Below are 12,200 nucleotides of genomic sequence, written 5' to 3' on the forward strand. Positions count from 1 at the left end.
CTCGCCGGTGTCGGCGGCCGCGCCTAGCGTGGAACCGTGAGCACGCCATCCGCATCCGACGCCCCTCCGACGGCCATCGGCGCCGCCCTCGCCGGGCCGCTGGTCTCGACCCAGTGGTTGTGCGACCACCTCGGATCGGAGGGTCTCGTCGTCCTCGACGCCACCGTCGTCCCCGCCGCGGGGGCGGACGGCAGACCGACCTTCGTGAGCGGCCTGGACCAGTACCTCGTCGACGGACACATCCCCGGGGCCGTGTTCGCCGAGCTGCTCGGCACGTTCAGCGACCCGGACGGCGCGTACCCGTTCACGCGGCCGCACGCCGCACAGTTCGCGGCCGCCGCCGAGTCCGTCGGCATCGGCACCGGCACGACCGTGATCGTCTACGACGCCGCCGGCGGCCAGTGGGCCTCCCGGCTCTGGTGGCTGCTCCGTTCGTTCGGCCATGCCCGCGTCGCCGTCCTGGACGGCGGCGCCGTCGCCTGGCGCGCCGAGGGCCGGCCGGTCGCACGCGGCCATGTCGAGCCGCCCAGCGCAGGCCCGTTCACCGCCGTCGAGCAGTCCGGATTCTGGGCCGACAAAGGCACGATCGCCGAGATCATCGCGGGCGAGCGCGCCGCGACCCTGCTGTGCGGCCTGCCCGCGCGCGACTTCTCCGCGCAGCACATCCCGGGCAGCCTGAGCGTTCCGGCCGGCCGGCTGGTCGCGCGCGACACCAACACCTTCCTGCCGCCCGCGGACCTGCGCGCCGCGTTCGCGGACGCCCTCGCGTCGCCCGATCCGATCGTCGCGTACTGCCGCAGCGGCATCGCGGCGACCACCGACGCCCTCGCCTTGGCCGTGATCGGACGGAGCGACGTCGCGGTCTACGACGGCTCGCTCAGCGAGTGGGCTGCGGACCCGCAGGCGCCTCTGACGTCGGTCGCGTAGCCTCCTCCACCAGCTCCAGGATGTGCCGGTACGGCTGACCGGTGGCGCGCGACATCCCCAGCTCGCAGGTGCGATTGGCCGACGCGTAGGCGGTGACCGTACCCGCTGCGGCTCCGGAGGCGAGGACCTCCACCTCCGCCGCCTCTCGTGCCGTGGCCGACGCCGTCAGCTCGGGGTGCAGGAGTCCCCGGTCGCCGGCGAAAGCGCAACAACCCGCGTCGATCGGCACCGTGACGTCGATCGCGACCGCCTCCGCCACGCGGCGCAGGGAGCCGTCGACCCCCAACCGCCCCGTCGAGCACGTCGGGTGGAGCACGAGCGACGGCAGGGCGTCCACCACCTCGAGGGCGGGGAGGAGCGCGTTCGCCGCGAAGTCGACGGAGTCGACGAAACGCAGCCGTGCGTAGTCGCCGCCTGCCGTGACCGCTGCATCGCGCAGCGCCTCCAGCCCCTCGGTGCAGGAGGCCGCGTCGCACACGACCGGGAGCTCGCCGTCGCACGACGCCGCGAGCAGCGCGGGGAGCACCCGCTCGGACATCCGCTCGTGGCCGCCGTGGAATCCCTTGGACTTCCACGGGGTGCCGCAGCACATCGACGAGATGCCGTCCGGGACGACGACCTCCACCCCGGCGCGGTCGCACAGGGCGAGGAACGCCGCGGTCGAACCCATTCCGCCGCCCTCGGCGCCGAACATGGTGCCGATGCAGGCCGCGAAGAACACCGCCTGCGGCTCGGCGGCGGGCCGCGGGACGCGCTTCCTGCCCCCGCGCGGGAGGCCGGCGTCGTAGCGCGGCACGGTGTCCGCTCCGAGCAGCGCGCGCCCGACGTCGGTCGCCGCGCGCACGAGCGGCACCGGAAGGGCGTCCGCGACCGTGAGTGCGACGCCGCCCGCCCGGCTCACCGGCCCCCAGGCCGCAGCGGCGGCGTCCCATGCCCCGGCCGCGACGCGGGAGTTCGACTCGCCTCGCAGCCGACGCACGAGGTCGCCCGTGTTGATGTTGACCGGGCACGCCGCCTGGCACATCCCGTCCACCGCGCAGGTCTGCACGCCCGCGTACTCGTAGTCGTCGCGCAGTTCGGCGGCGAGGACGTCATCACCGGCGAGCTCTGCAGCGCGCAGCTCGCGACGCAGCACGATGCGCTGACGCGGCGTGAGCGTGATGTCGCGGGAAGGGCAGGCCGGCTCGCAGTACCCGCACTCGACGCAGCGGTCCACCTCCTCCTCGACGGGCGGCGCCGTCTTCAGGTCGCGGAGGTAGGAGTCGGGGTCGTCGCTCAGCAGCACGCCGGGATTCAGGACGCTGTGCGGGTCGAACAGCCGCTTGACCTCCTGCATCACGGCGTAGAGCTCGTCGCCGTACTGCCGACGCACGAACGGCGCCATGATGCGTCCGGTCCCGTGCTCCGCCTTGAGGGAGCCGCCGAGGCCCAGGATCAGCTCGACCATGTCGTCGGTGAAGGCGCGGTACCGGTCGACTCCGGCCTGGTCGCCGAGCCGCTCGCTCAGCATGAAGTGGATGTTGCCGTCCTTGGCGTGGCCGAAGATCACACTGTCCTCGTACCCGTGGGCGGCGAACAGCTCGCGGAGCCCCGCGCAGGCGGCGAGCAGCGTCGGCACAGGGACGACCACATCCTCCAGCAGCGCGGTCGTGCCCGGAGCTCGGGCTTCGGCGACCGTCGTGTAGAGCCCCTTGCGGATGTGCCAGAGCGCGGCGCGCTCGGCCGGGTCGGTGGTGAAGCGCATCGGGAGGCTGAGCGGCAGCGCGTCGAGCACGGCCGCAGCTTCCGCACGGGCGGCCTCGGCCTCCGCGGCGTCCGGGCCGTGGAACTCGACCAGGAACGCCGCGTGGTCGTCGATGGTGAGGTCCCGCAGTTCCGCGGGGGCGTCGTGCGCGCGCGCAGCGAGCCGGAGCGAGGTGGAGTCCATCAGCTCGACGGTCGCGGCGCCCGTCGCGACGATCGCGGGGAGCGCGGCGGTCGCCTGCTCGAGGGTCTCGAACACGGCCAACGCCGTCGTGGCGGCGGGATGGGCGACGACGGTGCGGAAAACGGCCTCGGCGACGAAGCCGAGGGTCCCCTCGCTGCCGACGATCAGGTGGGTCAGGATGTCGGCCGCCGTGTCGAAGTCGAGGAACGCGTTGATGCCGTAGCCCATGGTGTTCTTCATCGCGAAGAAGCGCTCGATCGACGCGACGGAGGCCGGGTCGGAGCGCACCCGGTCGCGCAGCGCCAGCAGCCCGGCGTGCAGAGCGGGCTCGGTGGCGCGCAGCAGGTCGTCGGCCTCGGGGGCGGCGGTGTCGAGGATGGTGCCGCTCGGGAGCACGACCACCAACGACTCCAGCGTCCGGTACGTGTTCTGCTCGATGCCGCAGGCCATGCCGCTGGAGTTGTTGGCGACGACACCGCCGATGGTGCAGGCGATCTCGCTCGCCGGGTCCGGTCCGAGCTTGCGGCCGTGCCGGGCGAGCCGGGCGTTCACCTGCCGCACCGTCATACCGGGCTGCACCCGCACGCGTCGTCCGCCGTCGAGCACCTCGGCCGCGCGGAAGGAGTGTCGGGTGTCGGCGAGCACGCCGGCGGTCACGCCCTGACCCGAGAGGCTCGTGCCTCCCGAGCGGAAGGTGACGGGCAGTCCCCGCTCGCGCGCGGAGACGAGCAGGTCCGCGACCTCGCGTGCGGATCCGGGACGCGCCACCTCGGCGGGGACGAGCAAGTAGTGGGAGGCGTCGTGCGCGGTGGCGTGGCGGTCGATGGCCTTCGTCGAGACGGTCACGGTCAGGCTCCTGCGGGGTGGGCCGGGGTGGCCGGCGCGGTCGGGGTGGATGTGTCGGCGGCGCGACCGCCGCCGGGCGGATCGGCGGCCACGATCGTGAGGTACGGCGGATGCCCTCCTGAGGGGAGGTCGCCCGCGCCCGCGAGCAGCAGGGCGCCGTCGAGCGGGCGGACGGCGGGCGTCACCAGCTCGACGTCCGGAACCCTGTTCTCGAGCCGCTCGCGCAGCGGGTCGAGCAGGAGCGCCCCCACGCCGGTCACGCCGCCGATCACGGCGAGCCGTCGGCGCACCGGCGCGGCCAGGAGGGCCTCCGCCGTCGCCGCCAGCGCCTCCGCGGCCTCCCGCCAGATGGCGAGGGCGATCGGATCGCCGTCGCGCGCGGCATCGGCCACGGCGGGAGCGAACGAGGCGAGGACGCCCGCGCGGTCGTCCCGGGTGTAGAGCCGCGCGGGGAATCCGCCGACCGGTCCGAGGGCACGCGTTGCGGCATCGAGGAGGACCGGCGATCCACCGGGGCGGCCGTCGTGCTCGCGCACGGCGGCGCGAAGGCCGGCGAGCCCGATCCACGCGCCGCCGCCCTCATCGCCGAGCAGGTGCCCCCAGCCGTCGGCGCGGCGCCAGACGTCGTGGAAGTCCGTCGCGAGCCCGACGACGCCCGTCCCGACCGCCAGCACCGCTCCCCCGTCGAGCCCGAGGGCCGCGGCCGCCGCCGTGACGGCGTCGGAGGCGAGCAGGATCCGGGCGTGCGGCCAGCGGCGGCGCAGCTCGGCGAGCACCGTGTCCGGCGGGGTCAGCCCGAGCAGCCCGCTCATCCCGACCGAGACGGTCTCGGCGCGGGCGACGCGCTCGGCTGGCACTCCGGCCAGCAGGTCGTCGAGAAGGGGCGCGACGCGGATGCCCGCCGGCCCGACGCTCACACCCGGACCGGTGACCTGGTCCTCGCCCGTGAGCGACGCACGGGACCCCGTTCCGCCGATGTCGATCGCCAGCACCCGCACGGCCGCCTCCTTCGTCGCACCCGCCGATCCGAGCCGACCGGCAGGAAACACCATGACGCAAATTTACCTCGGGATCAATTCCGAGGAACATTGTTTACATTCGGCACATCGGCGACCGGTGGACAGGACCGGACGAACGTGGGCTCGCCGGAGCGGCTCCGATCCGCTGCCGTCGCTGCAGCTGACGTACGACGCCGTCCAGGCGCATCGGCACCCCCACGCGGAGGAGCGAACCGCCGCTGTGTCTTCGCTGTGCACACCGCTTCCCGCCCCCGCAGGACGTGCGACTGTCTTACGCTCGCATCATGAGCCTCATGGACATCCCCTTCACCACCATCGACGGCGCTCCCGCCTCGCTGGCCGATTACTCCGGCAAGGTCATCCTCATCGTCAACGTCGCTTCCCGCTGCGGACTGGCCCCGCAGTACGAGAAGCTCGAGCAGTTGCAGGAGACCTACGGCGATCGCGGCTTCACCGTGATCGGCTTCCCGAGCAACCAGTTCCTGCAGGAGCTGAGCTCGACCGATGCCATCAAGGAGTACTGCTCGACCACGTGGGGTGTGACCTTCCCGATGATGGAGAAGGTGCGGGTGAACGGGCGCTCCGCGCATCCCCTGTACGCGGAGCTGACGACGCACCCGGATCAAGCGGGCAAGGCCGGCAAGGTCAAGTGGAACTTCGAGAAGTTCGTCGTCACCCCGGACGGGGCCGTGCACCGGTTCCGTCCGACGACGGAGCCGGACGACCCGGCGATCGTGGCGCTGATCGAGGGCGCGCTGCCGGCCGCTGCGTGACGCCGCAGCGCCGGGCTCTCATGCCCGGCGGAACCAGCGACCGCCGACGCGCTCGGTGAGACGCCAGGACGTGGGCTCGGCGAGCGCGGCGATGCGCTCGACGGTGTGCTCGGCGATGCTCACCGCCTCGGCTGCGGTGTCGGCGACGAATCGCACGGTCAGGCGCGCCTCCCGCGCGACGATGTCGACGCTCGACGCCTCGACCACGGTGCGCTCCCCCGCAGCGGCGGCCGCCGCGGGCTCGACGGCCTGCGGCGAGACGCCCGGGCGCAACGCACCGACGGACACGATCACACGATAGGAAGGCACGGCTCCGAGCCTACGGGCGGAGCCGGGGGTACCCTCTCACGGGGGGAAAGGAGTGCGTCGATGCACACCAGGACGGATACGGGCCGGATCGATCTCTACGGCGTGAGCGGACTGAGCGAGGCGGAGCTCGATGAGCTCGCGGCCATGCTGGACCGCCGACGGCACGACGACATCGCCGAGTCGGAGCACATCGCGGAGACGCTGGGCGCGCTCCTGGCGTCGAGATCGGAGTCCACCGCCGATGACGAGCACGATCCGGAGGGGCCGACGCTCAGCTCCGAGTGGAGCAGGCTGCAGGCCGTGCGGGCGGACGCCGCCGCCGATCTGGCCGCGGTGGAAGCCGCCGGCGAGCGCCTCCGCCTCGGCACCTACGGCGTGTGCGCCACCTGCGTGCGCCCCATCGGCGTCGACCGGCTGCGCGCCCGGCCGACCGCCGAGCTCTGCATCTTCTGCGCGACCGCCGCCGAACGCTGAGCCGTCCCGGACATGCGGAACGGGCCGGTGCACGCGGCACCGACCCGTTCCCCCGGACCGGCCGGGGCGGAGCATCGATCAGAAGTTGAACTTGTCGATGTTGTCCTTGTTGAACACGTAGGGGTCGCCCAGCAGCACCGTGTTGTTGTCGCCGACGGTGAACTTGCCGAGCTTGCCCGCTTCGAAGGAGTCGCCCTTCTTGCCGGTGATCGTGCCATCGATCAGCGCCTTGGCGGTGAAGGCGGCCAGGTAGCCGAGATCCTCCGGGTTCCAGAGCGCGAACTCGTCGACGGTGCCGTCCTTCACGAACTCGCGCATCTGGTTCGGCGTGCCGAGGCCGGTCAGCTTGACCTTGCCCTTGGCGTCCGAGGTCGACAGGTAGCGGGCGGCCGCTGCAACGCCGACCGTGGTGGGCGAGATGATGCCCTTCAGGTTCGGGTGCGTCTGGAGCAGGGCGGCCGTCTTGTCGAACGACGTCTGGTCGTCGTCATTGCCGTAGACGGTGTCGACGAGCTTGACGTTCGGGTGGTTGTCCGCGAGGTCCTTCTTCATCAAGTCGATCCAGGCGTTCTGGTTCGTCGCGTTCGCGGCGGCCGAGAGGATGGCGACCTCGCCGCTGTCCCCGATCTCCTTCGTGATGATGTCCACCTGCACCTTGGCGATGCCCTCGGCGGTCGCCTGGTTGACGAAGACGTCGCGGTACTTGGCGTCGGTGTCGGAGTCGAAGGTGACGATCTTCACGCCGGCCGACTTCGCCTGCGTGAGCGCGCTGCCCAGCGCGGTCGGGTCGTTGGCCGAGAGGACGATCGCGCCGACCTGCTGCTGGGTCAGCGTGTTGATGTAGCTGACCTGCGCGTCCGCAGTCGCCGTCGAAGGCCCGACCTGGTTGTAGGTGCCGCCGAACGACTTGATCGCGGTCTCGCCACCCTTGTCCGACGTGTCGAAGTACGGGTTGCCGAGGTTCTTGGGCAGGAAGGTGATCTTGTAGTTCTTGTCGCCGCCGGAGGTGGAGCCCGAGCCGGAGCCGGACGAGCAGGCGGTGAGCGCGAGGGCGACCGCGACGACGCCGGCGCCGACGGTCAGGAGCCGGCGCGTGGCGCGGCGCTTGGTGGAGGGCAACATCATTGTTCCTTTCGATGGTGGATTGCTGTGGTGCGGGAGGGATCAGGTGAGCGTTCTGTGCCGGGTGGCGCCCGAGGCCCTGAGCCAGGCCAGAACGCGGGGCGAGAGCACCGAGACGATCAGCAGCACGCCGGTGATGATGTTGATGGCGTCGGAGCTGACGTTGGCGAGGCGGAGCGCGCTCTGCAGCACGCCGATGAGGAGCACGCCGGCGACGACGCCGTGCAGCGCACCCTTGCCGCCGAAGATGGACACCCCGCCGAGGAGCACGGCGGCGATGACCGAGAGCTCCAGTCCGGTCGCGTTGTCACCGCGAGCGCTGCCGTAGCGCAGCGTCCAGTAGATGCCGGCCAGGGCCGAGATCAGGCCGGTGAGCAGGAAGGCGATGAACTTGGTGCGGGCGACGTTCACCCCCGAGAAGGCGGCGGTCTCCTTGCTGAGTCCGAGGGCGAACAATCCGCGGCCGTACGGGGTCGCGTGCAGCACCACCGCGAAGATCGCGATGAGCACGACCACCAGGACCATGACGACGGGGATGCCGGAGTTCCCGAACCGCATCTGCACGAGGTTCTGCCAGAAGAACGGGAAGTCGGTGATGGCCGTCGTCCCCAGCAGTCCCACGGCGATGCCGCGGAAGAGGGCGAGCGTGCCGATCGTGACCGCGAGCGACGGCAGTCCCACGACGGTGACGAGGAATCCGTTGACCGCGCCGGCGAGGAGCCCGACGATGAGGCACGCCACCATCGCCGCCTCGATGGGCCACCCGGCCTTGGTCAGAACGCCCAGCATGACGCTGCTGAGCCCGAGGGTGCTGGCGACGGAGAGGTCGATCTCGCCCGAGACGATGACGAAGGTCATCGGCAGCGCGATCATCAGGATCGGCGTCACGTCCAGCAGGAGGAACCCCAAGGTCACCGGAGTGCCGAAGTTCGGGACGACCGCGGAGGCGACGATCGCGACCACGACGAGGGCGCCGATCACCGCGGACTCCCGCGTCAGCACCCAGCGCTGCCACAGCGGGCGGCTGTAGTCGGGGTAGGTGCGCGGTGCCGCCGTGGTGGCGGCGGTGTCGATGCCGGTCATGCGGCGACCTCTCTTTCGGCGACGAGGCGGCGCGTGAGCCGCAGGGCGAGGACGCGATCGAGCACGATGGCGCCGATGATCAGCACGCCGACGACCGCCTGCTGCCAGAAGTCCTGGATGCCCAGGATCGGGAGGGCGCGATTGATGGTGAGCAGGAGCATCGCGCCGAGCGCCGCGCCGTAGACGGAGCCGCTGCCGCCGAAGATCGCGACGCCGCCAATGACGGCGGCGCCGACGGCCTGCAGCTCGAGCCCGGTTCCGGTCTGCGAGCTCACCGTGCCGTAGCGGGCCACGAAGAGCACCCCGGCGAGACCGGCGAGCGCTCCGGAGAGGATGAACGCCGTGAGGACGCGCCGCGTGACCTTCAGGCCGTAGAGCTCGGCCGCGGCCGGGTCGGACCCGATCGCGTACAGCTCGCGTCCGCCGCGCCGGTTGCGCAGATACCAGCCCGCGACCAGCAGCACGACGAGCGCGAGGATCGTCAGGTACGGGATGGTGAGGAACGACCCCGTGCCCAGGTTGAGGAAGGCGGAGGGCACGTCGGAGGCGTTGATGCGGTTGCTCCCGGCCCACAGGACGTTGATGCCGCGGTACGCGTACAGAGTGCCGAGCGTGATGACGAGCGCGGGAACCTTGCCGTAGGCGACGAGCGCTCCGTTGACGAGGCCGAGCAGGCCGCCCGCGATCGCCCCGATCACGAACACGAGGATGATCGGGATGCCCGGGACGCCGACGAACAGCTGCCCGGTGAGGTAGGCGGTCAGGCCCACCACGGATCCGACGGAGAGGTCGACGTTGCGGGTGATGATGACGATGGCCTGCCCGATCGCGACCAGCGCGAGGATGGCGGGCGTCAGCAGCAGGTCGCGCCAGCCGTCGGGGCTGAACAGGAAGCTGGGGTTGATCGCGGTGGTCACGGCGATCACGATCACGAGAGCGACCAGAATGCCGGTCTCGCGGGCGCGCGTGAAGCTGCGGAAGAGGCGGCTCGCCGTGCTCGACCCGGGCGGGGTCGGCGGGGCCGGGGCGGTGGTGGTCATCGTGCGGCCTCCTCGGCGGCGTGCGTGGCGGCGAACATGACGTTCTCGGCGTCGGCGTCGGCGCGGTCGAACTCGGCGGTGATGCGGCCTTCGCGGACGACGAGCACACGGTCGGCCATCCCGAGCACCTCCGGCAGCTCGGACGAGATCATGAGGATCCCCATCCCGCGGCCTGCGAGCTCGGAGAGCAGCCGGTGCACCTCCGCCTTCGTGCCGACGTCGATTCCACGGGTCGGCTCGTCGATGATGAGCACCCGCGGCTCGGTCGAGAGCCACTTGCCCAGCACGACCTTCTGCTGGTTGCCGCCCGAGAGGGTGCCGACCAGCGTGTCCAGCGCGTTGGTCTTCAGCTGGAGGCGGCTCGCCCACACGCGTGCCGACGCGTTCTCCGACGCGTTGCGGATGAGGCCGAGCTTCGACAGGCGGGTGCGGATGGCGAGCGTCGAATTGCGGGCGACCGACTCCTCGAGCACCAGCCCCTGCTTGCGACGGTCCTCCGGGACGAGCGCCAGTCCGGCGGCCATCGCCGCGGTCGGACGTCGCTTCGGGATCACGCGCCCGGCGAGCCGGACCGTGCCCGACTCGTACCCGTCGACGCCGAAGACGGCACGGGCGATCTCGCTGCGGCCCGCGCCGACGAGACCCGCGAGCGCGACGATCTCGCCGGAGCGGACGGTGACGTCGACATCGGAGAACACTCCGGCCGCGGTGAGGCCCCGCACCTCGAGCAACGGCTCGCCGATGACCGTCTCCTGCTTCGGGAAGAGCTCGGTGACGTCGCGGCCGACCATCCGGCGCACGATCTCGTCCTCGCTCACTTTCGCGGTCGGGTCGGACGACACGTACGAGCCGTCACGCATGACGGTGATGGTGTCGCACAGCGAGAACACCTCGTCGAAGCGGTGGGAGATGAAGACGATGCCGCGGCCCTCGTCGCGCAGGCTGCGGGCGACGGCGAACAGGCGCTCCACCTCGACGCCCGAGAGCGCCGCGGTCGGCTCGTCCATGATCAGCAGGCGCGCGTCGAGCGACACCGCCTTGGCGATCTCGATGATCTGCTGGTCGGCGATCGAGAGGCCCTCGGCCAGCCGGTCGGGGTCGATCCGGACGCCGAGCCGCTGGAACAGGGCCTGCACCTCCTGGCGCATGCGGCGTCGGTCGATGCGACCGAACCGGCCTTTCGGCTGACGGCCCATGAAGACGTTTTCGGTGACCGAGAGGTCGGGGAAGAGCGTGGGCTCCTGGTAGATGACGGCGACGCCGGCCGCCTTCGCCTGCGCGGTGGAGGAGAAGTCGACGTCCTCGCCGCGGAGGCGGAACTCTCCCGCGTCGCGGCGGTACAGTCCGGCGACGATCTTCACGAGCGTGGACTTGCCCGCGCCGTTCTCGCCGACGAGGGCGTGGATGGTTCCCGGTTCGACCCGGATGCTGCCCGAGCGGAGGGCGACGACGGCCCCGAACGACTTCACCACCCGCGACAGTTCCAGCACCGGCGGTGCCGCTGTCGTGGGGTTGCTGCTGGACACTGCTGCCTCCTCATTGAGGTGAACGGGAATATGAATCGATTCAGGAGCGATTCAGCTACACTATATTTGGGGAGTGCGCCTCGGTCAAGCGAGGCGTTTGAACAGCAGCACCGGACGAGGAGCAACGATGCAACCGGCTAGTATCCGGGATGTCGCGCAGCATGCGGGCGTCTCCGTCGGCACCGTCTCCAACGTGCTCAACCGGCCCGACGAGGTCTCCGCCGAGCTCGTCGTGCGGGTCACGCGCTCGATCCAGGCGCTGGGCTATGTGCCCAACGACGCCGCCCGGAGGCTGCGCAAAGGCGTCAGCACGATCGTCGGGTTCGTGGTGCTCGACGGCCAGAACCCGTTCTTCAACGACGTGGTGCGCGGCGCGGAGGACGAAGCGTCGAAGCACAGCATCGCGATCCTCTACGGCAACACGGATGAGGACGCCGACCGTGAGCGCCTCTATCTCGACCTGTTCGAGGAGCAGCAGGTGCGCGGCGTGCTCATCGCCCCGTTCGGAGACATCCAGCCGCGCCTGGAGCAGCTGCGGCAGCGGGGGATCCGTGCCGTACTGGTGGACCGCTTCGGCGGCAGCAGCCGGTTCAGTTCGGTCTCGGTGGACAGCGTGGCGGGCGGCCGGATGGCGGTCGAGCACCTCATCGAGACCGGCCGACGCCGGATCGCCTTCGTGGGCGGCCCGTTCGAGATCCGGCAGGTGCGCGATCGCCTCGCCGGCGCGCGGGTGGCCGCCGAGAATGCGTCGGCACCCGTCGAGTTGGAGGTCGTCGCCACCGCGGCGATGACCGTCGAGCAGGGCGCGGAGGCCGGGGCACGCATCCTGAGCCGGCCTCGCCACGAGCTGCCCGATGCGCTCTTCGCCTCCAACGATTTGATCGCGCTCGGCCTGCTGCAGGCGATCGTCGCCGACGGACGCGTCGCCGTCCCGGACGACATCGCGATCATCGGATTCGACGACATCGCGTTCGCGGGCGCGGCGGCCGTGCCGCTGTCGTCGATGCGTCAACCGCGCTCGATGATCGGCCGCACGGCGCTCCGCATCCTGCTCGAGGAAACGGCGGATCCCGAACTCATCCCCCGCCAGACCGTGTTCCAGCCCGAGCTGGTGGCGCGGCGGTCGACGGCGCCGAAACCGCGCTGAGCCGGCC

The 12,200-nt window shown here is 71.3% G+C and carries 11 protein-coding genes; 4 read left to right on the forward strand and 7 right to left on the reverse strand.

Translation table 11 applies throughout. From position 1 onward, the window contains the following. Positions 1-36 precede the first annotated feature (36 nt). The gene (locus IT072_RS14430; RefSeq protein ID WP_223357553.1) at positions 37-927 is read left to right on the forward strand and encodes a sulfurtransferase; all 891 of its coding nucleotides are present in this window, start codon (positions 37-39) and stop codon (positions 925-927) included. Here IT072_RS14430 and IT072_RS14435 read toward each other — a convergent pair. Together IT072_RS14435 and IT072_RS14440 are read right to left on the reverse strand one after the other, a co-directional pair. Further along, a complete protein-coding gene (locus IT072_RS14435; protein ID WP_223357554.1) occupies positions 878-3,700 on the reverse strand; it encodes an FAD-binding and (Fe-S)-binding domain-containing protein in 2,823 nt (940 codons plus the stop codon). The two genes, IT072_RS14430 and IT072_RS14435, sit on opposite strands and share 50 nt — an antisense overlap. Before the next feature lie 2 nt (positions 3,701-3,702). Continuing rightward, a complete protein-coding gene (locus IT072_RS14440) occupies positions 3,703-4,752 on the reverse strand; it encodes an N-acetylglucosamine kinase (protein WP_223357555.1) in 1,050 nt (349 codons plus the stop codon). Positions 4,753-5,003: 251 nt separating this feature from the next. Here IT072_RS14440 and IT072_RS14445 point away from each other — a divergent pair, with 251 nt between their 5' ends. Further along, positions 5,004-5,492: a glutathione peroxidase gene (locus IT072_RS14445; protein WP_223357556.1), complete on the forward strand. Its 489-nt coding sequence runs from the start codon at positions 5,004-5,006 to the stop codon at positions 5,490-5,492. 18 nt (positions 5,493-5,510) lie between these two features. Here IT072_RS14445 and IT072_RS14450 read toward each other — a convergent pair whose 3' ends face one another. Further along, on the reverse strand, positions 5,511-5,801 hold the full coding sequence (locus tag IT072_RS14450) for a hypothetical protein (RefSeq protein WP_223357557.1): 291 nt from the start codon (positions 5,799-5,801) through the stop codon (positions 5,511-5,513). Between the two features lie 60 nt (positions 5,802-5,861). On the opposite strand from IT072_RS14450, the gene IT072_RS14455 reads away from it, so the two are divergent. Beyond that, a complete protein-coding gene (locus tag IT072_RS14455; RefSeq protein ID WP_223357558.1) occupies positions 5,862-6,275 on the forward strand; it encodes a TraR/DksA family transcriptional regulator in 414 nt (137 codons plus the stop codon). A gap of 78 nt (positions 6,276-6,353) precedes the next feature. On the opposite strand, the gene rhaS is transcribed toward IT072_RS14455, so the two are convergent. From rhaS to IT072_RS14475, 4 genes are read right to left on the reverse strand one after another with little or no spacing between them, the layout of a single operon-like run. Continuing rightward, the gene (gene rhaS, locus IT072_RS14460; protein ID WP_442786766.1) at positions 6,354-7,400 is read right to left on the reverse strand and encodes a rhamnose ABC transporter substrate-binding protein; all 1,047 of its coding nucleotides are present in this window, start codon (positions 7,398-7,400) and stop codon (positions 6,354-6,356) included. A gap of 39 nt (positions 7,401-7,439) precedes the next feature. Continuing rightward, the gene (locus IT072_RS14465) at positions 7,440-8,480 is read right to left on the reverse strand and encodes an ABC transporter permease (RefSeq protein WP_223357559.1); all 1,041 of its coding nucleotides are present in this window, start codon (positions 8,478-8,480) and stop codon (positions 7,440-7,442) included. Continuing rightward, entirely contained in the window at positions 8,477-9,520 is a 1,044-nt protein-coding gene (locus IT072_RS14470; protein ID WP_223357560.1) for an ABC transporter permease, read from the reverse strand. The genes IT072_RS14465 and IT072_RS14470 overlap by 4 nt, the downstream gene beginning before the upstream one ends. Continuing rightward, complete coding sequence (locus IT072_RS14475; protein ID WP_223357561.1) at positions 9,517-11,046, reverse strand: sugar ABC transporter ATP-binding protein; 1,530 nt, start codon at positions 11,044-11,046, stop codon at positions 9,517-9,519. Before IT072_RS14475 ends, IT072_RS14470 begins: the two co-directional genes overlap by 4 nt. Positions 11,047-11,173: 127 nt before the next feature. On the opposite strand from IT072_RS14475, the gene IT072_RS14480 reads away from it, so the two are divergent. Continuing rightward, complete coding sequence (locus tag IT072_RS14480; protein ID WP_223357562.1) at positions 11,174-12,193, forward strand: LacI family DNA-binding transcriptional regulator; 1,020 nt, start codon at positions 11,174-11,176, stop codon at positions 12,191-12,193. Positions 12,194-12,200: the final 7 nt, after the last annotated feature.

It is taken from the genome of Leifsonia sp. ZF2019 (genome assembly GCF_019924635.1).
GTDB lineage: Bacteria > Actinomycetota > Actinomycetes > Actinomycetales > Microbacteriaceae > Leifsonia.